Source organism: Micrococcus terreus (genome assembly GCF_900116905.1).
Lineage (GTDB): Bacteria > Actinomycetota > Actinomycetes > Actinomycetales > Micrococcaceae > Citricoccus > Citricoccus terreus.
Window position 1 is genome coordinate 21313 of the sequence record NZ_FPCG01000005.1, and the last position, 20175, is coordinate 41487.

Below are 20175 nucleotides of genomic sequence, written 5' to 3' on the forward strand. Positions count from 1 at the left end.
ATGCAACCCATCAACTATCAATTGGCCGCCTACAGCGACCTGTTCATGCTGATCGCCGCCATCGTCTACGCCGCGGCCTTCATCGCCTTCGCCCTGGACATGGCCAGCTCCTCCAAGACCATCCGGGCCCTGGAGTCCGAACTGACCGAACAACAGGAGCGCACCGATGCGGCCCGCTCCTCTGCGGCCCGCCACAAGCAACTAGTCGGGGCCGCAGGGGGGGCGGCAAGCACCCCGACGCCGGGCCACGGCCCAGGCACGACGGCATCACCGGCCGCCGGGAACGCGGTGGGCGGCCTGGTGGACGAAGACATGGACTACACCGGGGCCACCCGGCGCCCGGCCGCCAACGTCGCGGTGGCACTGATGGTCATCGCCGCCGCCCTGCACGCCTTCGCGGTCATCGCCCGGGCCCTGGCCGCGCGCCGGGTGCCGTGGGGCAACATGTACGAGTTCTGCACCACCGGCGCACTGCTCGTGGCCGCGGTCTACCTGCTGTTCCTGATCCGCAAGGACATCCGCTTCCTGGGGACGTTCGTGGCCGGGCTCGTGGTGATCATGATGGCCGCGGCCACGATGGGCTTCCCCACCCCGATCGCATACCTGCAGCCGCCGCTGCAGTCCCCGTGGATCGTCATTCACGTCTCCATCGCCGTGCTGGCCTCGGCGCTGTTCACCCTGACCTTCGCCATGAGCATCCTGCAGCTCATCCAGCACCGCCGCGAGGCCAAGGCACCCACCGGTGCCACCGGCGGGTTGGTCTTCATGCGCCTGGTGCCGTCCGCGCTGAGCCTGGAGAACTGGTCCTACCGCCTCAATGCGGTGGGCTTCATGATGTGGACGTTCACCGTGATCGCCGGCGCCATCTGGGCCGAGGCCTCTTGGGGCCGGTACTGGGGCTGGGACACCAAGGAGGTGTGGAGCTTCGTGATCTGGGTGGTCTACGCCGGGTACCTGCACGCCCGCGCCACCCGCGGCTGGACCGGGGAGCGCGCCGCCTGGCTGTCGATCATCGGCTACGCCTGCGTGGTGTTCAACTTCACCATCGTCAACATCTACTTCCCAGGCCTGCACTCCTATGCCGGCCTGCCCTCATAGAAACGCGGAGAGGGACCGGTACCGCCGAACCGGCCCGACTGCTCGCCGAGTCGCTCGGTGTGCCGGCTGCTGAAGGCTTCCACGCCGGCCCGGGAGCGGACCGGTTCGGGCCCCGCGGTCCGGCCCTGCATGTTGATGTTCCCGGCGTCGACCAGGCCGGTAGCTGGACCGGTTTTCATCCCGGTCCTGCTGCCCGCGGGCAGGCTGCCTCCGGAGTTCAGCCAAAAGCCCGTGATGGTGCTCCCCGCCTCTGGCCCGCGCGGTGGATGTGCTCGGGGCGCGCCGGCCGTGGCCCCCAGCGTCGAGGTCCTGAGGAGTGACGGTGGCGGCCGGCCCTTGTCGGGCTCCCTCTGTGGGTCTTCCGCCGAGCACGGCAGTCAGGTCATCCCCTGGTGTATAGTCATCGCATGCTGACTATTGCTTCGCGGGTTGACGTGATGAACCGGTTGGGTCGGGCAATGGCCGATCCCACCCGGTCCCGGATCCTGCTGTCCCTGTTGGAGGCGCCCGGGTACCCGGCCCAGCTCGCCCGCGAGCTGGGGCTCACGCGCACGAACGTGTCGAACCATCTGGCCTGCCTGCGCGGGTGCGGGCTGGTCGCGGCGGAGCCGCAGGGCCGACAGACCCGGTACGAGATCGTCGATCCGCACCTGACCGCGGCCCTGACCGCGTTGGTAGAGGTGACCCTCGCGGTCGATGAGACCGCACCGTGCCTGGACCCGGCCTGCACCGTGGCCGGGTGCTGCACCGGGACGGGGGGTGCGGTGTGAGCTCGGCATGTGGCTGCGATGAACCCTCCCCGAAGTCGGCGGCAAGCACCGAGGCGGAGGAGGTGGAGACCCCGTGGTGGCGCGACCGGAGCATCCTGATCCCGGTATTCTCCGGGGTCGCGTACCTGACCGGGCTGGTGCTGGAGTGGTCCGCCGCCCCGACGGCCGCGCTGGCCGTGTTCTGGATCGGATTGGTGCTGGGCGCGTCCACGTTCGCGCCCAGTGCGGTGCGCAACCTGGTCACCCAGGGCAAGGTCGGCATCGCGCTGCTGATGACAATCAGCGCGATCGGGGCCGTGATCCTGGGCTATATCGAGGAGGCCGCGGCGCTGGCCTTCCTGTACTCGATCGCCGAGGCCCTGGAGGACAAGGCGATGGACCGGGCCCGCGGCGGGCTGCGCGCCCTGTTGAAGCTGGTGCCGGAGACCGCGACGGTGCTGCGCGACGGCGCGCCGGTGCAGATCCCGGCCAAAGAGCTCACGGTCGGTCAGATGCTGCTGGTGCGGCCCGGGGAGCGGATCGCCACGGATGGCCTCGTGCGAACCGGCCACAGCAGCCTGGACACCTCGGCGATCACCGGGGAGTCCATCCCGGTGGAGGTCGGACCGGGAGAGGCGGTGTCGGCCGGGGCGATCAACACCGCCGGGGCCCTGCAGATCCAGACCACCGCCGGCGGGACGGATAACTCGCTGACCACGATCGTGGAGCTGGTCGAACAGGCCCAGGCCGAGAAGGGGGAGCGGGCCCGGCTGGCGGACCGGATTGCCCGGCCGCTGGTGCCCGGGGTGATGATCCTGGCCGTGCTGGTCGGGGTGATCGGCTCGCTGGTCGGGGACCCGGAGCTGTGGATCACCCGGGCCCTGGTGGTGCTGGTGGCCGCCTCGCCGTGCGCGCTGGCCATCGCGGTGCCGGTAACCGTGGTCTCGGCCATCGGCGCGGGCAGCAGGTTCGGGGTGATCATCAAGTCCGGTGCCGCCTTCGAACGCCTCGGCGGCATCCGGCACCTGGCCGTGGACAAGACCGGGACCCTGACCCGCAACGCCCCGACCGTGACCGCCGTCATCACCAGCGACGGAATCGCCGAGGACCAGGTCCTGGGCTGGGCGGCCGCGCTCGAGCAGCACAGCACCCACCCCCTGGCGGCCGCCATCACCGCCGCGGCCCCCACCGCGCCCGCGGCCCAGGCCGTGTCCGAACAGCCCGGTCACGGCCTCACCGGCACGGTCGACGGCCACCCGATCGCGGTCGGCAGCCCCCGATGGATCGACCCCGGGGCGCTGGGACCCCGCGTGGAATCCCTGGAAGTGGACGGCCAGACCTGCGTGTTGGTGACCCGCGACGGCACGGTCGTGGGCGCCATCGGGGTCCGCGATGAACTGCGCCCCGAGGTCCCCGAGGTCGTCCGCACCCTGGACCGTCACGGGGTACACGTCACCATGCTCACCGGAGACAACGCCCGGACCGCGCACGCCCTGGGACGCCTGGCCGGCATCGAGGATGTGCGCGCCGAGCTCCGCCCCGAGGACAAGGCCCGCATCGTCACCGAGCTGGCCCGCACCCGACCCACGGCCATGATCGGTGACGGCATTAACGACGCCCCGGCCCTGGCCGGAGCGAACGTGGGGATCGCGATGGGCGCCACCGGCTCCGATGCCGCGATCGAATCCGCGGACGTCGCCTTCACCGGCCACGACCTGCGACTGATCCCGCAGGCGTTGGCCCACGCCCGCCGCGGCCGGGCAATCATCAACCAGAACATCGTCCTGTCCCTGCTGATCATCACCACCCTGCTGCCACTGGCCATCACCGGCGTGCTGGGCCTGGCAGCCGTCGTGCTGGTCCACGAGGTGGCCGAAGTGATCGTGATCGCCAACGGCCTGCGCGCCGCCCGCACCCCCCGCCAGCCCACCGCCCAGCGCACCGGCAGCGCCCTCACACCCGCCGACCAGGTGCCGGCGGCCTAGCTGGGGGCCTGTCGGAGGGAGGGTCCGGGGTGTCGCTCTTGGGGCAGGCGACACCCTTGAAGTCCGGTCTCGCGCGCCGCCGACCCGGAGCCGGTGCTGCACGTGGCAGCGGAGTAACGGTCAGGCCGCCACGTCGGAGGGGGCCGGAGGCGAGGTATCGGCTTCCGGGCGCGGGGGCCGGGAGAGGACCAGGGCGGTGAGCAGGAAGGCCATCGGGGCGAACCCGGCCGTCAGCACCGAGATGCCGGCCAATTGCTGGTCCAGGGTGACCGGTGGCCCCCAGGTGCGCGCCATGCCGACGAACCAGTCCGGCTCCAGCACCGGCAGCACGCCGGTGGCCAGCACCACCGCCCAGACCAGCAGCGTGCCGGCCAGGACCGCAGCTGTGCGGACCCGGACGGGCCGGGGCACCGGGTGGTCGCCGAAGGGTCCCAGCACCGAGGCCATGAAGCAGAAGCCCACCGTCAGGAAGTAGAGGTTGGCCAGCTGGTGAGCGATCCAGTAGTCCAGCACCAGCCGAAAGAGCGGGGTGTAGTAAAGCAGCCCGAGCGAGACGGCCAGTATCGCGGCGCTGCGGGCCGGGGCTGCCAGGGCCGGACGGGCCGCGTCCAGCCACTCCCGGGGTCCGCGGCTGCCGTCGGTGCGCCGGGCCACGGTTCGGGAAACCAGGTCCAGCGGGGCCCCGAGGGCCAGCAACAGCGGCACCAGCACGGCCAGGGCCAGCAGCATCAGGGTGTGGGCGCTGAACAGCACCATCCCGTAGATCGTCGGCGCCGCGCAGGTCACGTAGAGCAGCAGTCCCAGTCCGGCCAGCCAGCTGGCGGTCCTCGGCCAGGGCCAGGTACGCGCCCGGCGCGCCCCCAGGAGGTAGACGACGGCGGCGGTGAGCGCGAGGGCGACCCAAATCCAGTCCCACCGCCACTCGGTGAACCACTGAACCCAGGTCAACTCGGGGGGTAGCAGGTAACCGGTGAGGACCTCGGCCGGGGTGATCGCCGGTTTGAGCTCTTGCGGGACCGGGGGGGCGGTGCGTCCCAGGGCCCCGGTGACCCCGATAATGCCGGCCATGATGCCCAGCTCGGCCAGGATCAGCCGCCAGGCGGTCCGGTCGGCCGGGACGGTGCCGAGCCGGCCGATGGCCCACCGGCGGTGGGCCAGCCCGATGGCCCCGAGCAGCACGGTTCCGGCGGCCTTGAGCAGGACTAGCTGGCCGTACGCGGTGACCAGCCCCTCCCACGAGCCCAAGCGCATGGCGGAGTTGACCACCCCGGAGGCCAGCACCAGGAAGAACGCCACCCCGGCCATCGCCGAGAAGCGCTCCAGCACCGTCTGGGACAGCCGGCCCTCAGCCCCAGTGTCCCCGGGCCGGGAGGGGGTCAGGGTTGGGGCGATGATCGTCAGGGCGGCGACCCCGCCCACCCAGAGGAGCACGCCGAGCCAGTGCACGACCAGGGCTCCGACACCGGCGTAGTGATCGTCGCTGCCGGCGGCGTGGCCAACCAGGGAGATCGGGATGGTTGCTGCTGCGGCCAACCCGGCCGTGGCGCCCAGCCCGGCCGGGGAGCGGATCAGGAAGGTCAGGGTGGACACGACGAAGGCGATCACCACGACGGTGGCCCAGGCCTGGCCCACGACCAGGTCGGTGACGAAGTACGCCAGTTCCCGGGCGAACGCTTCGCTGCCCGACACCGGTTGGCCGGACAGGTCGGCATAGGTGAACACCAGCACGATCACCGCCGAGATCGCCCAGAGCACGGACACGGCCGAGGCGGCGGTCATCACCCGGGTGAACGCCGGATGGGCCTCGCGCGTGCCCTGCCGATCCCCGCGGTCCCGGGCGCCGGCGCGCCGGGGCGGCAGGAGAGTGGTCGCGAACAGTAGACAGCCGACCACCACGGCCAGCGCCAGGTGGTGCACGGTCACCGCGATCGGCAACACCCACCGGGCCAGGGCTCCCGGGTCCAGGGCCTCGCGTTCGGCGAGGGCCCCGGTGAACGCAGCACTGGCCACGACGCCGGCCGCGGCCAGGACGAACGCGGCCACCAACCAGGCCGCCGCCCGCCCCGACCGGTTAGAGGTAACAGGGCGGATCGGAGCGTCCGAGCCTGGTCGAGGGCCTATCGGCGCCTCTGTCGGTGTGCCGGCGGTGCTCACTGGGGGTCCGTGGCGTCCGCGCGGCGGCGGGCCAGCAGGGCCACGACGACGATCACCAGTGCCAGCACCAGGATGACCCCCAGGGTGATGACGAAGCCGACGGGGAACCCCGCGGTGGACTCCTCCGCGGTCGCCGGCTCAGTCCCGGCCGCGGGGGTGGGCGCTGCCTGTGACGGCTCAGAGACGGTGGGTACCGGCGGGGCCGGCGCGGTGGCCGGGGTGCCGGACGGGGACGCTTGAGCTTCCGTCCCGGTCACGGTGAAGTCGAAGGTGCCCTCGATCGGATGAGAGTCCGAGGACACCACGCGCCAGGTCACCGTGTACTCTCCTGCCGGGGCCTCGGGCCGCAGCGGCTGGGCGGCGCTGTTCCCGACGATCTGCACCTCCCCGGTGGTCCAATCCGTGCCCTGGGCGTCCTCGACCAGGATCTCGGCGCCCAGGGCGAGCGGGGTGTTGCTGAAGGACACCTCGATGGCCTCCGGCGCCGCCTCCAGGGCCTGCCCGTCGGACGGGTTCGTGCCGGTCACGACATCATGGGCCACGGCCGGAGAGACGGGCCCCAACAGGGCCAGCACCAGGGCGGCCAGCACGGTCAGGATGGGCATGGCGGGCCGCACCGCGTATGGACGCAACAACTTCTACCTCCTGTAGAAAACGCCCCCCAGCCTACCAACGGGGCCCCGCCTCCGCCGTCAGGTGTGACCGGTAGCGCATCGGAGGAGTAACCTCGGGCCGGAGCACGGGCCGGAGACGGTGGTTACCGGGAGGAGCCGGAGGGCGTTTCGGTGGCGAGTTGTTCGAGGTAGGCGTTGTACGCATCGAGCTCCGGGGTGCCATGGAGGTCGGCCTCGGCGTCGGCCCGGCGAGCCTGGCGGGTATCGGCGCGGAACCATTGGTGCGCGATGAACACCAGGATCAGCACGGTGGGCAACTCACCATAGGCCCAGGCCAGCCCGCCGGCGACTTTCTGGTCGGCCATCGGGTCCAGGTCCCAGCTGGCCGGCGGGGTGGCGAAGAACTCCACGATCGGTGTGGTGGCCATCATCAGCACCACCCCGAAGAAGGCATGCAGCGGCATCTCGATGGCCACGTCGAGCAGGCGCCCGCCATAACCCTGCTTGGCCGGCAGCGGATCACTGGACAGCAGCGGGACGGTGAACAGGACCCCCGAGGCCAAAAACACCAACTCCAGCCCCGTGTGGCCGTACCAGGTGGGCAGTAACCGGTCGTCCAGGCCGCTGAGGTAGATCCCGTAGTAGGTGATCAGGAACAGCGGGATGGTGAAACCCGGGTGCAGGGCGACCCGGCCCCAGCGGGACCGCAGACCGGCATGGGCCCAGCGCAGCACCACCGCGCCCGGTCCGCGGTGGGGGGTGGCCCGCAGCAACAAGGTGCCCGGACTGCCTAAGACCAGCAGCGGTGGGATGGCCATCATCAAGGTCAGTTGCTGGAAGATGAACACCGAGAACATCTTCAGCCCGTAGCCCTCGACGCCCGCGCCCATCGTCACCGCGATGGCGGCGCATCCCACCAGAAAGCACAGGGTTCTCCACACCGGCCACCGCCGCCGCGCGCTCCACAGCCGCAGCGCCCCGGCCAGGTACAGCACGCCCAGCACCACGGCGATGGCGGGGATCAACGGGATCGGCTGCAGCGTGGGCGCCAAGAAGTTTTCCATGCTGGGAGGCTCCGTGGGGATCCACACCGGCCCGTCCATGCTGCGCTCACCCATCGGTACAAAGAGCCTCGACCATCATCGTCCCAGTCTCCCACACCCCCACCGGGGACCTCGCCTCCCGGGTCGAGACCCCCCGGGGCGTGCTCCCTCCACCCCGCAGCGCCCTGCGGCGCCGGCGGCGAGGCTCAGGGGCACGCCCCGCGGGCGGATCGCGCACCGGGCTCGCCCCGTGAGGCTCAACTCACCTCGGAGCACCCCACCCCAGGGCTCCTCGGGCGCGCCAGTCCGGCTGTGCCGACGTCGCGGGTAACACTGCGACCCTGCTGCCACCGCCCCGCAGAAGGCGGTCCGCTCACGAGGTCGGGCCCAGGGGTCCTCAGCGGCAGGGCGCCGCGCCCGGGCCTGGACAGGGCGGGGCCCCGGGTGATCCGGCCTGCGTGAGAAGAGGAATAAAAACGCATTGGCCGGGCCCGGGGCCCCTGTCAGCATCTCCTGTGCCTTGGTGAGATGTACTCAGCATAGGAACCCCCGGTGGGCACCACCCGCACAGCGACTGACAGCTCCCTGGCAATCCGCAACCGGCGCGGGACGTCCTGGACGGCGCTGGGGCGGGGCATTACTGCCTGGATACGCTCGATGGTTCCTCCTCGCCGCCGGAGCGCCCCTGGAGGCGGTCCCGGACGGCGAGAAACTCAGGCGAGGCATCCCTGGGCGTCCGTATCGCCGGCCCTATCGATCCGCCACCGGCTGCCGCGCCGGCCGGAGATCTGCCGGCGGTCCTCGGGGCGGGGGGCCTCCCGTGCTCCGGCCTGTGGGGCGACCGCGGATGACGATGGATCGGTGCATCCGCCACCCCGGCCTCAGTGGACACCGGTCGTCTCGCCCGCCGGGGGCCACAACGCCACGGAGGGCAGCGTGGCGGTCTGCGTGGGCCTGATGGTGGGGGTGCGCTGAGGTCGGCTTGACCCGCAGTGTTCAGCGGACACTGTATAGTTCAGTACATGATGACTATTACCTCTCGTGTGGATGTGATGAACCGGTTGGGCCGGGCGATGGCCGACCCGACCCGGTCCCGGATCCTGCTGACCCTGCTGCAGGGACCGGCCTACCCGGCCGAGCTGGCCCGGGACCTGGGATTGACGCGCTCGAACGTGTCGAACCACCTGGCGTGCCTGCGGGACTGCGGGATCGCGGTCGCCGTGTCCGAGGGCCGGCAGACCCGGTATGAGATCGCCGATGCGCACCTGACGCGGGCGTTGACCGGCCTGGTCGATATCACCCTGGCGGTGGATGAGAGCGCCCCGTGCCTGGACCCGGCGTGCTCGGTGCCAGGCTGCGACGATACGGAGGCTGCGGCATGATCCTGTCTTCAGTCCTGCAGGCGATCGGCCTGTTTCTGGTCACGAACATCGATGACATCATCGTGCTCTCCCTGTTCTTCGCCCGCGGCGCCGGTCAACGGGGGACCACCGCCCGGATCCTGGTCGGCCAGTACCTGGGTTTTGCCGGCATCCTGGGCGCGGCCGTGCTCGTGACCCTGGGCGCGGGGGCGTTCCTGCCCCCGGAGGTCATCCCGTACTTCGGGCTGATCCCGCTGGGGCTGGGTCTGTGGGCAGCCTGGAAGGCCTGGCGCGGGGACGACGATGACGATGACGATGCCAAGATCGAGGGCAAGAAGGTCGGCGTCTGGACCGTGGCCGGGGTGACCTTCGCCAACGGCGGGGACAACATCGGCGTCTACGTCCCGGTCTTCCTCAGCGTCGGCCCGGGCGCCGTGGTCGCCTACTGCATCGTGTTCCTCGCGCTGGTGGCGGTACTGGTGGGCTTGGCTAAATTTGTCGCCACCCGCCGGCCGATCGCCGAGGTGTTGGAACGCTGGGAGCACATCCTGTTCCCCATCGTGCTGATCGGCCTGGGGGTCTTCATCCTCATCAGCGGCGGCGCCTTCGGCCTCTGACCGCTCCGGCCCCCGGCCGCGCAAACCCGCTGACCCACACCCCGCCGGCCCGGTCACCACACGGCGACCGGGCCGGCCGGGCGCGGGTTCGGGCGGGGGTGGTGAAGGTCCCGGTGAGGTTCTGCGGCTGGTCCGTCCACAGCATCCAGACCCCGGAGACCATCAGGACCCCGACCACCAGCAGACAGCCGCCGATGACGGTGACCACCCGGATGTTGCAGCGGATGCAAGGACAGGGCGGTGGTGACCCCGTTGATGCCGGCCGTGGCGGCCAGGACGGGGAAGGGTCCAGCCTGTACCGGTCATGCCCCCAGCGAAGCGCGCCGTAGAGACGCCGGTCGCTCCTAATTGGTTCTGCCCGCGAAGTGAGGTAAGGGCTGACCGACCGTTGAGCGTTCCTGACGCCGCGCCCACCCGCGCGTCCGCCACAGCGGAGTGGGCACCCCCGCCAGCGCCGGGGACAGTGGGGTGGCGTTGATCACCATTCCCAGGGCCCAGCTGATGAGCACGGTGAGGACGAGTTTGGCGCCGTCGTGCAGGATGCCGACGTTTACGAGGGTTTCCAGCAGCCACCCGTGGAAGAGGACCACCACGGTGCCGGTCCGCACCACGGCGTTGACCGGCCGGGACGGGACCCGCGTGATCCGGTCCACCACGGTGCTGAAGATCAGCACGAGGCCGGCGGCGGTCAGGGCGCCCACCGCCGGGGTGAGCAGGAAGGTGCCGAAGCCGGCGAACTTGATGTTCAGCGGTTCCACCCCGAGCCGGACGGCCAGCAGCCCGACGCCGACGCATCCGGTCCCGATCAGGGCCCGATTGCGCTGGATCCGGGGCAGGACACCGCGGCGGAACCCTTCACCGGCCAGCACGAAGACCAGGCACGGCAGGGCCAGCCCGAGCCCCAGGGGGGTGCGGCCCAGCAGGGAGTCCGGGAGCAGGGCCAGGGCGAGCCCGGCCACCGAGACCGCCCAGGCCACCCACGCCGGGAACCGTTCCAACCAGCGGCGCAGCAGCACCACGAAGAACAGCACGGAGATGAACCAGAACGCCCACCACGGCGGGGCCTGGTCCGAGCCGCCGTACCAGCCGTTGGCCATCAGCGGCCAGAACCCGTCGGGGGCGTCCCGGGTCCACGCCCAGGCGGCCACGCTCATGATCACGGCCCAACTCAGGTACGGCACCGCAAGGTTTGTCCACCGGGCCCGCAGCTCGTGCCCGAAAGGGCGTCCTCGGGTCCAGAAGTAGCCGGTGAGGAAGAAGAACAGCGGCATCCGCCAGATCTCCAGGTACTCACCGCCGGGCAGTCGCGGCCCGTAGGCGTGGCCGGCGACCACGGCGACGATGGAGACGATACGCAGAACGTCCACGCCGGTGTTCCGGCGGGGACGCGGTTGCGGCGACGCCGCCGGGCTCAGTGGGGGAGAGATACGGGCCTTTCGGTGCCGGTGTCCCGCGGGGCCGGTGTTCGGGTCCATGCCGGTGGGTGGGTTCGGTCCTAGACGGGGGTGGTGAAGGTGCCGGCCAGGTTCTGCAGCTGGTACATCCACAGCATCCAGACCCCGGAGACCATCAGGACCCCGACGACCACCAGCAGGGAGCCGCCGATGATGTTGAACACGCGGATGTTGCGGCGGATGTAGCTCAGGGCGGTGGTGACCCAGTTGATCCCGGCCGCGGCCAGCAGGAACGGGATGCCCAGGCCCAGGCAGTAGAGGAAGCCCAGTAGGGCCCCGCGCCAGGGATCGCCGGTGGTGGTGCTCAGCGCCAGCACGGCGCTCAGGGTCGGGCCCATGCAGGGGGTCCAGCCCAGGCCGAACACCACCCCGAGCAGCGGGGCCCCGGCCAGCCCGGTCCGGGGGGCCAGGGTGGGTTTGAGCGTGCGCTGGAAGAGGGAGAACTTGCCGACCATGACCAGGCCCATGACGATGACCAACACGCCTAGGACGCGGATCATCGGATCCTGCCAGCGCACCAGCCAGTGCCCGATGGTGCCGAAGGCGGCCCCGTAGAGGGTGAAGACCGCGGCGAAGCCCAGGATGAACAGCCCGACCCCGGTCAGCACCCGGCGGCGGTTGTCCGGGTGGGTGGGGTTGGACAGCCCGGAGACGTAGCCGAGATAGCCGGGCACCAGCGGCAGGATGCACGGGGACAGGAACGAGACGATCCCGGCGATCATCGCCAGCGGGGCCGCGATGAGCAGCGCCCCGGAGTTCACCATCTCGGCGAAGTAGTTCCCGATGCTCACACCGACCCCCGCCCGTCGGTGCGGCCCATCGGGCCGGCACAGACACCGTGGGGGCGTCGGCGGAGAGCGGGCCCGGGCCTCGTCATCGAGGAGGGCATGGTGGAAGGACGGGGCACGACGGGCAATCTCCTAAGAGCGGGGAGTGGGGTTCACCGGTGGGACCGGCTGCCCACCACAGGGGTGTCACTGCTCCGGACGCAGTACAGCAGTACACCTGGGCCGGTGCTGGTCACCGGGTGAGGGCAGGGTCCCGGTGGTGCTGCCGGGCGGCGGTGCCATAGTTCGGACATAGGCTCACCGCGCTGCCGGTGGCGGCCAGGAGGGTTTCGGCGGCAGCGAGCAGGTCCATCAGCTCGGGACGGGCCAGAGAGTAGTAGATGCTGCGCCCCTGGGTGCGGCCCTGCACGAGTCCGCAGTCCCGCAGGCAGGCCACGTGAGCCGAGACGGTGGACTGGGCCAGCCCCAGTTCCCCGGCCAGGTCCCCGACGCGGACCTCCCCCCTGGCCATCCGCTGAGCGATGGCCAGGCGCTTGGGGTCCCCCAGGGAATGAAACAGGGCCGCGGCCGGATCCAGGCCGGGCCCGGCACAGCCAGAGATGATCGCCATCTACCGATCATAACAAGGGGGGCCTGCCGTCCCGGTTCCCGCGGTGACCGGCCCGGTGCGCCGCGGTGGGGCCCGGCGATCGGTGCGCCGTTAGGACGGCTTCCAGGGGATGACGGTGCGCAGTTTGCCCCCGGCGGACAGCTGAGGGGGCTCAGGGTCAAGGGTCACACGCACGTGTGCCAGCGTCTGGTCGATCAGCACGCGCCTGAGCTGGTCGCAGGCTGCCCGCCCTGCCCGGGTGGGGTCTGTGCCGGGGGCCGGGCGCAGCCGCAGAGCGAGGCTGGCTGGGCCGGTCTGGATGATCTGGGACTGCTGCACATCGGGGACGCGATCCAGGGCCGAGCTCAGGGTCAGCGGGGTGAGCGTGGCGGTGGTGCCGTCGAGGCGGGAGAAGGGCAGCAGGTCCGCGGTGCGGCCCTGGACCCTCAGGGCCGGCAGCGGGTTGGCGCAGGGGCAGGGGTCGGGGCGGACCAGCACGCTGTCGCCGAGGTCGTTACGCAGGATCGGCTGGACGCGGTTAGCCAGGTTGCTCACCAACACGGTGTGTGAGGGCTGCCCGGCGGGCACGGGCGCGTGGTCGGCGTCCACCGGCTCGAGCAGTACCCAGTCGCTGTTGACATGCAGCCAGCCCTGGGCGCAGCTGTAGCTCAGGAAGGGGCATTCGGTGGCGGCGTAGCTGTGCCGCACCGTGGCGCCGAAAGCCTCAGCGATGTGGGCGTATCCGCCCTCGGCCAGCCCCTCGGCCGCAAGCACGACCAGGACCGGATGGATGTCCAACCGCCCCGCGTCCTGTTCGGCTGCCAGTAGCTCCCCGGTGGCGGCATAGGGGGCCAGCACGGCCGGGTCGAAGGCGTTGAGCTGTTCTACCAATTGCGGCAAGGGGTCGTGCACCGAGAAGGCGCCGATGCGGGCGGCGGCCGGCCCCCGGCGCAGTCCCGCGGTGACTGCCCCGGACGCGAAGTGCCCGCCGGTAGCGGCCACCACGGCCAGGCGTCCACCTCGGGTGAAGATGCGCACCAGGTCGGTCGGGGTGAGCCAGTCGCGGAGCATCCGCCCGGCCATCGCGGCGGTCACGGCCCTGGACCGGTCATCGAGCAGGTACAGTCCCCGGACCCCGGTGGTGCCCGAGCTGGTGGCCACGGTGTAGCGGCCCAGCAGTCGGTGGCCGATCAGGGCGGGATCGGACACGAAGGCCTGGACATCGGCCAGGGTGAGGGCCGGATCGGTCACCCACTCGTCGAAGTGGGCCATCAGCGCGGCCTTGGTGGTGCTCGGCAGCACCCGCGGGTCGGTGATGCGCTCGGGCAGCCCCTGGTAGCGGCGGCGATAGTACGGGGAGCAGGTCCGGGCGTGCGCCACCATCACCGCCAGGCGGTCCCGTTGCCGGCGCACCAGGGCTTGGGGGCCGCCCTGGCGGGCCGCACGCGCCTCGAGCAGCAAGCGCAGGGCCTGTTTTGGCATGTCACATCCCAAGGCCGCAAGGGCAGGTGCTCCGGGGCGCCATGGTTGGCGGTCGGCGGGTGGGGCGCCTCCCCGGAGATCACCCATTATTGCGCTAATATCGCGATGTGACGATCACATGGGATGCGATGCCGCCTCGGCGCGGGCCGGTCCGGCCCACAGTGACCGGGAAGCCGGGGACATGAGCGCCGTCCCGGCCCGCCCGGCCGACGCCCGGGCGCGCGGCAGGTGTCGGGCCAGGGCGTCCCTGCTCGTGACGGCCCTCGCGCTGGCCGCAGTGGACCTGGTGGTCAAGGCCGCCGCGGTCGCCGGGCTCTCGGGCGGGCAGACGGTGGACCTGGGGCCGGTCAATCTGCGCCTCTACTACAACCCCGGGGTGGCGTTCAGTATGGGCGCGACCCTGCCTTCGTGGGTTATCATCACCGGCACCGGGCTGGTCATCGCCGGGCTGCTCTGGTACCTGTGGTCCTCGGTGCCCACCCTCACCGCGCTGTCACGTGCCGGTGGCACCGTGTTGCTCGGCGGGGCCCTCGGCAATTTCCTCGACCGGCTCGACGGGACCGGGGTGGTGGACTATCTGCACACGACCTGGTTCCCCACCTTCAACCTCGCCGACGTCTTCGTCACCTCCGGGGTGATCGCCTTGGCGCTGGGAACGATGTGGCGTCCGACACCCGACCCCACACCGAAGCCGTAACAGCCCCTGGCCATGCCCGCTTCGACGCCCGCATGCCCCCGGCAACCCCCGGCGACGATACACGTTGTGATGTACCGTTGGGGGCATGCGCACCATGACTCCGACGCATGTCTCGGCGCTGTCCCGGCTGGGCCATGCCCTGGCGGACGACACCCGGACCTGGATCCTGCTGGCCCTGCGAGCCGGCCCGGCCCTCCCAGCTGGCTCAGGAGTTGGGGGTGTCCAAGCAGGTGATGTCCAACCAGCTGGCCTGCCTGCGTGGCTGCGGGCTGGTGTCCAGCACGGCCGAGGGCCGCAACGTCTGGTACACCCTGGCCGACCCCCGCCTGGGCCAGACCCTGGGAGACCTGCTGGAGCTGACCGCGGCCATCGACCCGGACTGCTGCTCCGCCCAGGGGTGCACCTGCGCATGAGCGCCCCGGCCCGGAGGTCCACGCCCGTCTCGGCCGAGCGTTGCCCGGACCGGGCCCGCTGGCGGGACTGAGCATGCTTCCAGCCTCCCCGGGCAAGCTGAGGGGGCTGAGTGGATGACCCATCGAGTGGAAGAGAGACGCTGGTGTGAGCGGACACGATCATGCCCATGCCCTGCCGGCGGCGGGCCGGCGGGGCCGGCTGGCCGTGGTCTTCGGCATCACCGCCACGATCATGGTCGCCGAGATCATCGGCGCCCTGGCCTCGGGCAGCCTGGCCCTGCTGGCCGATGCCGGGCACATGTTCACCGACTCCGCCGGGCTGCTGATCGCCCTGACCGCCGCGTCCCTGGCGCTGAGACCAGCCACGGACAAGCGCACCTGGGGGTACCAGCGGGCCGAGATCCTCGCCGCCGCCGCGCAGGCGGCGGTACTGCTGGCCGTGGGCGGGTTCGTGGCCGTGGAGGGCGTGCGCCGGCTCCTGGCCCCGCCGGCGGTCGAATCCACCACCATGCTCTGGTTCGGGGTGATCGGGTTGGCCGGCAACCTCATCGGGCTGGCGATCCTGGCCTCGGCCCGGGGGCAGAACCTGAACATGAAGGCCGCGTTCCTGGAGGTGCTCAACGACGCGCTGGGCTCGGTCGCGGTCATCGTCTCGGCGATCGTGATCGCCACCACCGGCTGGACCCGGGCCGATGCGGTGGTGTCCCTGCTGATCGCCGCGCTGATCGTGCCGAGGTCCCTGATCCTGCTGCGCGACACCATCGAGGTGCTCATGGAGACCACCCCCAAGGGCCTGGACCTGGAGGCGGTCCGCACCCGGCTGGGCGAGTTGCCGCACGTGGTCGAGGTGCACGACCTGCACGCCTCGCGCATCGACTCCGACACCCCCGTGCTCTCGGCCCACGTCACCGTGCGCGATGAGTGCCTGACCGCCGGGCACCTGGGCACCGTGCTGGCCGATCTGCAGCGGTGCGTGGCCGAGGACTTCCACGTGGCCATCGAGCACTCCACCTTCCAGATCGAACCGGCCGCCCACCGCCACACCGAGACCCACCACCCCTGACCCGCCCCTTACCCTGATACCACCGCCATCCCTACCCGATTGGAACCCTTGTGAGCACACCGACCCGCAATCCCACCCCCGCCAACTCCTCAACCTCGGGCACCACGTCCCGCAAGGCCAAGACCATCGTCTGGGTCGTGCTGGCCGCCGTGGTGGTCGCCGGGGTGATCGCCGGGGTGGTGGCCGTCGGCGCCGCTCGAAACGCCACCCCGGACGCCGCCGCGACGCAGGCCGGCCAAAGCGCCGCCCAGGGGTCCGGGCCGACCACCGCGGAGGAAGCCGGAGAGCTCGTCGTGCGCCCGAACAGCCGGGTGCTGTCCAAGGCCCCGAACGAGCAGGCCGTGCTGGTGGAGTTCCTGGACTTCGAGTGCGAGGGCTGCGGGGCGGCCTACCCGGTCGTGGAGGAACTGCGGGCCGAGTACGCCGACACGGTGACCTTCGTGACCCGTTACTTCCCGCTGCCCGGGCACCGCAACGCGATGCCCGCGGCCGTGGCGGTGGAGGCCGCCGCCCAGCAGGGTGAGTACGAGGCGATGTACCAGCGGATGTTCGAGACCCAGGCCCAGTGGGGTGAGGCCACCGAGGACAAGAGCCCGGTGTTCCGCGGTTATGCCGAGGAGTTGGGCCTGGACATGGCCGCCTACGACAAGGCGGTGGCCGACCCGGCCACCCGCGTCCGAGTCGAGGCGGACGTGGCCGACGGCATCGCCCTGGGGGTGCAGGGCACCCCGACCTTCTTCCTGGATGGTGAGATGCTCACCCTCACCTCCCTGGAGCAGTTCCGCGCCGAGGTCGACGCGGCCGCAAGCAACTGAGCCGCACCATGCGCACCCCTGCCACCGACACCGACTCACCCGTGAAGACTGAACCCCTCACCGACCTCCCCACCGAGCGCGCAGCCGATCCTGATCCGAGTGCCCCGGCGCCGGTGCCGGCTGTCGCCCGGCACCGCCCCTTCGGTCTGGTCCTGCTGGTCACCGGGGTGGTCGGTTGGGTGGCCTCGGCGATCCTGGTGCTCGAGCGCCTGGAGTTGTACGAGGATGCCGGGCACATCACCAGCTGTGACATCAATCCGTGGGTGTCCTGCGGGCGGGTGATGGGCACCTGGCAGTCCGAGCTGTTCGGCTTCCCCAACCCGCTGATTGGGATCGTGGCCTTCGCCGTGGTGATCTCGACCGCGATGGTGGTGCTCTCCGGGGCCCGGCCCGGGCGCTGGTACTGGGCCGGGCTGCAGGTCGGGGTCACCGCCGGGGCGGTGTTCGTGGCCTGGTTGTGGTTCCAGGCGTTGTTCGTGATCCACATCCTGTGCCTGTACTGCATGATCGTGTGGGCGGCGATGATCCCGCTGTTCATCCTGCTCACCGTGCGCAACCTCGCCCACGGGGTGATCCCCGCCCCCGCCGCGGTGGTGCGGTTTGCGACCGGCTGGGCCGGGACCCTGGTGGCCGTCGTGTACGTGGTCGTGGCCGGCTCGGTGTTCTGGGCCTTCTTCCCCGCCCTCACTGGCTACTGAGACCCCGGCCGTACCACCGCACTCTCGGTACCACCGCGGCGGGCCCACAGGAGCCGACCAAAACGTAGGCGGCCTGGCCTACGGGACGCCGGATTCCGGAGTGCCGGTCCCGTGGTCGGCGTCCGGCTCGTCCCGGTGCTGTTCGGAGGTACTGCTCATTCGCTCTCGTCTGTTCTCCCGCCCCCTGACCCCTGGTCCCTGACGGCGAACCCGGGGATTTCGGGACGACAAACAGCGAACCTCGAGGGCCCGGACGTTTCGGGATGGTCAGCGGCGCCCCGCGATATCATGGAGAGATATGACTTCCACACCCCAGGCGCCGGCGGATCCTGCGCCGGATAATGGCCTGGCGAACCGGTACGGGCGCCCCCCAAGCTCGGGGCCGTCGTTCCCCGCCCGCTGGGGCAAGTGGATCGCCGCCGGGGCCCTCGCCGTGGCCGTGAGTCTCGCGGTGTGGTTCACCGCGGCCACCAACGGCCAGACCCTGGACTGGAAAGACGTGGGGTACAACATCAAGTCCCCCACCCAGGCGTCGGTGACGTTCCAGCTCACCAAGGATTACGAAGACACGGTCGAGTGCGCCATCCAGGTGCTGTCCGAAAACTATGCCGTGGTCGGTTGGCGCACGATCACCATCGGCCCCGAGACCCCCTCCGCGGAGAACACCCCGTCGGACAAGACGAAGTACTACGACGTCGACCTGCGCACCGATGCGCTCGGCGTCACCGGCGGCGTGAACTCCTGCTGGATTCCCGACCCCGCGTGACGCCCCCCAGATGGCCGGAACTCCCGCTGGGAAAGCGAGGCGGTTCTGCGCGACTCACTTCCGGAGCCCGGCTCGAGGCATCGGCGCCACCAACCGTCAACAGGAGTTCTTGTCTCAGCCACATCGATGGCGCCCTCGGCCGCCTTCCCGGGAGCTGCCCTGGCAGGCGGCGAGTCGGCGTCGTCAGCGAACAACAGCGCTGACGTCGCGTCGACAGCTCTGGCGACCTGAGGCGCCACCGGCTGCACCACCACGCACGGAGCATCACCGCAGTGACCAGGAGGCCTCCGGCCTTGGCCCCTCCGGGCAGGCAATCGGGCATTCCCTGAGGCACGCCGACCTGCACCTGCTGATCGGTCCTGCTGGGTTTCGTCTCCGCCGGCGCCGCCCGGCTGGCCCCCGCATCGCCCAGGCCGTGGCCGGCCCGGAAACCCGGGCGACGGTGCCTGGTTACCGAGACTCGATCGTCCCGCCAAAGTGAATGTTCGTGTACCTTAACTTTTCATAGCGGACAGTGGCGCGCGACACGAGTTCACTCAGGCGGTGCGGGCGCCGTCGGGGGAGGAGTGGGTACGGCGCCAGCCGCTGCCCTGGCTGTTGGGACCGGCCTTCGTGGCGTCGGTGGCCTACGTGGATCCGGGCAACGTGGCGGCCAACCTCACCGCCGGGGCCCAGTACGGGTACCTGCTGGTGTGGGTGCTGGTGGCGGCCAATGCCATGGCCGTGCTCGTGCAGTACCTCTCAGCCAAGCTCGGGCTGGTCACCGGCTCCTCCCTGCCCGAGCTGCTGGGGAAGCGGTTGCCGCGGGGCCGGCGGCTGGCCTATTGGGTGCAGGCCGAGGGCGTGGCCGCGGCCACCGACCTGGCCGAGGTGATCGGCGGGGCGATCGCCCTGCACATCCTCTTCGGCATCCCGCTGCTGGCCGGCGGGCTGATCATCGGGGCGGTGTCCATGCTGCTGCTGGCCCTCCAGTCCCGGCACGGGCAGCGGCCCTTTGAGTTCGTGGTGACCGGGCTGCTGGTCATCGTCACCCTCGGCTTCGTCTCCGGGCTGTTCTTCGGCCCGGTCTCCTGGGGCGGGGCGGTGGCCGGGATCGTGCCGCGATTCGAGGGCACCCAGACCGTGCTGCTGGCCGCCAGCATGCTCGGGGCCACCGTCATGCCGCACGCCATCTACGCCCACTCCTCCCTGGCCCGGGACCGCCACGGCAGCCCGCCCCCGCCGGCGGCCCTGCCGCGACTGCTCAAGGCGACCCGGTGGGACGTGGTGCTGTCGCTGCTGGTGGCCGGGTCGGTAAACATCGCCATGCTGCTGCTGGCCGCCGGCAACCTCGCCGGGGTGCCCGGCACCGACAGCATCGACGGCGCCCACGCGGCGATCGCCACCGCCCTGGGCCCGGTGGTCGGCGTCGCCTTCGGCCTGGGACTGCTGGCCTCGGGGCTGGCCTCGACCTCGGTGGGCTGCTATGCCGGGTCCACCATCATGGCCGGGCTGCTGCACCGGCACGTCCCGCAGGTGACCCGCCGGGCCGTCACCCTGATCCCGGCGCTGGTGATCATCGCCGCCGGGGCGGACCCGACCTGGGCGCTGGTGCTCTCCCAGGTGGTGCTGAGCCTGGGCATCCCCTTCGCCCTGATCCCGCTGGTCGCTCTGACCGGCAACCGCACCCTGATGGGGTCCTTCACCAACGCCAGGGCCTTGCGGGTGGCGGCCTGGGTGGTGGTGGGCCTGATCGTGGCACTGAATCTGGCCCTGATCGGGCTGATGGCCACCGGCCAGGGCTGATGAT

General features: G+C 71.0%; 19 protein-coding genes. 12 read left to right on the plus strand and 7 right to left on the minus strand.

What is annotated here, in order from left to right; translation table 11 throughout:
* From ccsB to BM355_RS07440, 3 genes are all read left to right on the plus strand, one after another.
* The gene (gene ccsB, locus BM355_RS07425; protein ID WP_091696778.1) at window positions 1-1098 is read left to right on the plus strand and encodes a c-type cytochrome biogenesis protein CcsB; all 1098 of its coding nucleotides are present in this window, start codon (window positions 1-3) and stop codon (window positions 1096-1098) included.
* A gap of 407 nt (window positions 1099-1505) precedes the next feature.
* On the plus strand, window positions 1506-1868 hold the full coding sequence (gene cmtR / locus BM355_RS07435) for a Cd(II)/Pb(II)-sensing metalloregulatory transcriptional regulator CmtR (RefSeq protein WP_091696782.1): 363 nt from the start codon (window positions 1506-1508) through the stop codon (window positions 1866-1868).
* Window positions 1865-3832 (plus strand): heavy metal translocating P-type ATPase, encoded by a 1968-nt coding sequence (locus BM355_RS07440; RefSeq protein WP_091697105.1) that lies wholly within the window; start codon window positions 1865-1867, stop codon window positions 3830-3832. The genes cmtR (BM355_RS07435) and BM355_RS07440 overlap by 4 nt, the downstream gene beginning before the upstream one ends.
* A 120-nt stretch (window positions 3833-3952) precedes the next feature.
* On the opposite strand, the gene BM355_RS07445 is transcribed toward BM355_RS07440, so the two are convergent.
* The 3 genes from BM355_RS07445 to BM355_RS07455 all read right to left on the minus strand — a co-directional run bounded on the left by BM355_RS07445 (window position 3953) and on the right by BM355_RS07455 (window position 7718).
* Window positions 3953-5875, minus strand: a complete 1923-nt coding sequence (locus BM355_RS07445; protein ID WP_245760665.1) for a bifunctional copper resistance protein CopD/cytochrome c oxidase assembly protein — start codon at window positions 5873-5875, stop codon at window positions 3953-3955.
* A 107-nt stretch (window positions 5876-5982) separates the two neighbouring features.
* A complete protein-coding gene (locus BM355_RS07450; RefSeq protein WP_245760666.1) occupies window positions 5983-6591 on the minus strand; it encodes a copper resistance CopC family protein in 609 nt (202 codons plus the stop codon).
* A 152-nt stretch (window positions 6592-6743) separates the two neighbouring features.
* Window positions 6744-7718, minus strand: coding sequence for a cytochrome c oxidase assembly protein (locus BM355_RS07455; protein ID WP_091696784.1), 975 nt, complete (start codon window positions 7716-7718; stop codon window positions 6744-6746).
* Between the two features lie 947 nt (window positions 7719-8665).
* On the opposite strand from BM355_RS07455, the gene cmtR (BM355_RS07460) reads away from it, so the two are divergent.
* The gene (gene cmtR / locus BM355_RS07460; protein WP_091697108.1) at window positions 8666-9025 is read left to right on the plus strand and encodes a Cd(II)/Pb(II)-sensing metalloregulatory transcriptional regulator CmtR; all 360 of its coding nucleotides are present in this window, start codon (window positions 8666-8668) and stop codon (window positions 9023-9025) included.
* Complete coding sequence (locus BM355_RS07465) at window positions 9022-9621, plus strand: cadmium resistance transporter (protein ID WP_091696786.1); 600 nt, start codon at window positions 9022-9024, stop codon at window positions 9619-9621. Before cmtR (BM355_RS07460) ends, BM355_RS07465 begins: the two co-directional genes overlap by 4 nt.
* A 344-nt stretch (window positions 9622-9965) precedes the next feature.
* Here the strand turns inward: BM355_RS07465 and BM355_RS07475 are convergent, their stop codons facing one another.
* The 4 genes from BM355_RS07475 to BM355_RS07490 form a co-directional block, all read right to left on the minus strand.
* Window positions 9966-10988 carry an acyltransferase family protein gene (locus tag BM355_RS07475; protein WP_091696792.1) on the minus strand — a complete coding sequence of 341 codons (1023 nt, stop codon included), beginning with the start codon at window positions 10986-10988 and terminating at the stop codon, window positions 9966-9968.
* 128 nt (window positions 10989-11116) lie between these two features.
* On the minus strand, window positions 11117-11866 hold the full coding sequence (locus BM355_RS07480; protein WP_091696795.1) for a cytochrome c biogenesis CcdA family protein: 750 nt from the start codon (window positions 11864-11866) through the stop codon (window positions 11117-11119).
* 229 nt (window positions 11867-12095) lie between these two features.
* The gene (locus tag BM355_RS07485) at window positions 12096-12473 is read right to left on the minus strand and encodes an ArsR/SmtB family transcription factor (protein WP_091696797.1); all 378 of its coding nucleotides are present in this window, start codon (window positions 12471-12473) and stop codon (window positions 12096-12098) included.
* A gap of 90 nt (window positions 12474-12563) precedes the next feature.
* Window positions 12564-13934 carry a phenylacetate--CoA ligase family protein gene (locus BM355_RS07490; RefSeq protein ID WP_177227885.1) on the minus strand — a complete coding sequence of 457 codons (1371 nt, stop codon included), beginning with the start codon at window positions 13932-13934 and terminating at the stop codon, window positions 12564-12566.
* A 181-nt stretch (window positions 13935-14115) separates the two neighbouring features.
* Between BM355_RS07490 and lspA the strand changes: the two genes are divergently transcribed.
* The 7 genes from lspA to BM355_RS07530 all read left to right on the plus strand — a co-directional run bounded on the left by lspA (window position 14116) and on the right by BM355_RS07530 (window position 20171).
* The gene (gene lspA, locus BM355_RS07500; RefSeq protein WP_091697109.1) at window positions 14116-14631 is read left to right on the plus strand and encodes a signal peptidase II; all 516 of its coding nucleotides are present in this window, start codon (window positions 14116-14118) and stop codon (window positions 14629-14631) included.
* A gap of 218 nt (window positions 14632-14849) precedes the next feature.
* Window positions 14850-15044 (plus strand): ArsR/SmtB family transcription factor, encoded by a 195-nt coding sequence (locus BM355_RS14860; RefSeq protein ID WP_342715251.1) that lies wholly within the window; start codon window positions 14850-14852, stop codon window positions 15042-15044.
* A 145-nt stretch (window positions 15045-15189) separates the two neighbouring features.
* Window positions 15190-16107, plus strand: coding sequence for a cation diffusion facilitator family transporter (locus BM355_RS07510; protein WP_091696806.1), 918 nt, complete (start codon window positions 15190-15192; stop codon window positions 16105-16107).
* 50 nt (window positions 16108-16157) lie between these two features.
* Entirely contained in the window at window positions 16158-16922 is a 765-nt protein-coding gene (locus BM355_RS07515) for a DsbA family protein (RefSeq protein ID WP_091696809.1), read from the plus strand.
* 8 nt (window positions 16923-16930) lie between these two features.
* Window positions 16931-17620 (plus strand): vitamin K epoxide reductase family protein, encoded by a 690-nt coding sequence (locus tag BM355_RS07520; RefSeq protein ID WP_091696811.1) that lies wholly within the window; start codon window positions 16931-16933, stop codon window positions 17618-17620.
* 298 nt (window positions 17621-17918) lie between these two features.
* Window positions 17919-18386, plus strand: coding sequence for a DUF4307 domain-containing protein (locus BM355_RS07525; RefSeq protein WP_091696813.1), 468 nt, complete (start codon window positions 17919-17921; stop codon window positions 18384-18386).
* Between the two features lie 543 nt (window positions 18387-18929).
* Window positions 18930-20171 (plus strand): Nramp family divalent metal transporter, encoded by a 1242-nt coding sequence (locus tag BM355_RS07530; protein ID WP_091696815.1) that lies wholly within the window; start codon window positions 18930-18932, stop codon window positions 20169-20171.
* The last annotated feature ends 4 nt before the right edge of the window (window positions 20172-20175 follow it).

Excerpts from the sequence above, each read along its gene's own strand:
- BM355_RS07465 (WP_091696786.1), top strand. The coding sequence starts at position 9,022 with ATGATCCTGTCTTCAGTCCTGCAGGCGATCGGCCTGTTTCTGGTCACG.
- cmtR (WP_091696782.1), top strand. The coding sequence starts at position 1,506 with ATGCTGACTATTGCTTCGCGGGTTGACGTGATGAACCGGTTGGGTCGG.
- BM355_RS07490 (WP_177227885.1), bottom strand. The coding sequence starts at position 13,934 with ATGCCAAAACAGGCCCTGCGCTTGCTGCTCGAGGCGCGTGCGGCCCGC.
- BM355_RS07520 (WP_091696811.1), top strand. The coding sequence starts at position 16,931 with ATGCGCACCCCTGCCACCGACACCGACTCACCCGTGAAGACTGAACCC.
- lspA (WP_091697109.1), top strand. The coding sequence starts at position 14,116 with ATGAGCGCCGTCCCGGCCCGCCCGGCCGACGCCCGGGCGCGCGGCAGG.
- cmtR (WP_091697108.1), top strand. The coding sequence starts at position 8,666 with ATGATGACTATTACCTCTCGTGTGGATGTGATGAACCGGTTGGGCCGG.
- ccsB (WP_091696778.1), top strand. The coding sequence starts at position 1 with ATGCAACCCATCAACTATCAATTGGCCGCCTACAGCGACCTGTTCATG.
- BM355_RS07455 (WP_091696784.1), bottom strand. The coding sequence starts at position 7,718 with ATGGGTGAGCGCAGCATGGACGGGCCGGTGTGGATCCCCACGGAGCCT.
- BM355_RS07485 (WP_091696797.1), bottom strand. The coding sequence starts at position 12,473 with ATGGCGATCATCTCTGGCTGTGCCGGGCCCGGCCTGGATCCGGCCGCG.
- BM355_RS07525 (WP_091696813.1), top strand. The coding sequence starts at position 17,919 with ATGACTTCCACACCCCAGGCGCCGGCGGATCCTGCGCCGGATAATGGC.
- BM355_RS07450 (WP_245760666.1), bottom strand. The coding sequence starts at position 6,591 with ATGCCCATCCTGACCGTGCTGGCCGCCCTGGTGCTGGCCCTGTTGGGG.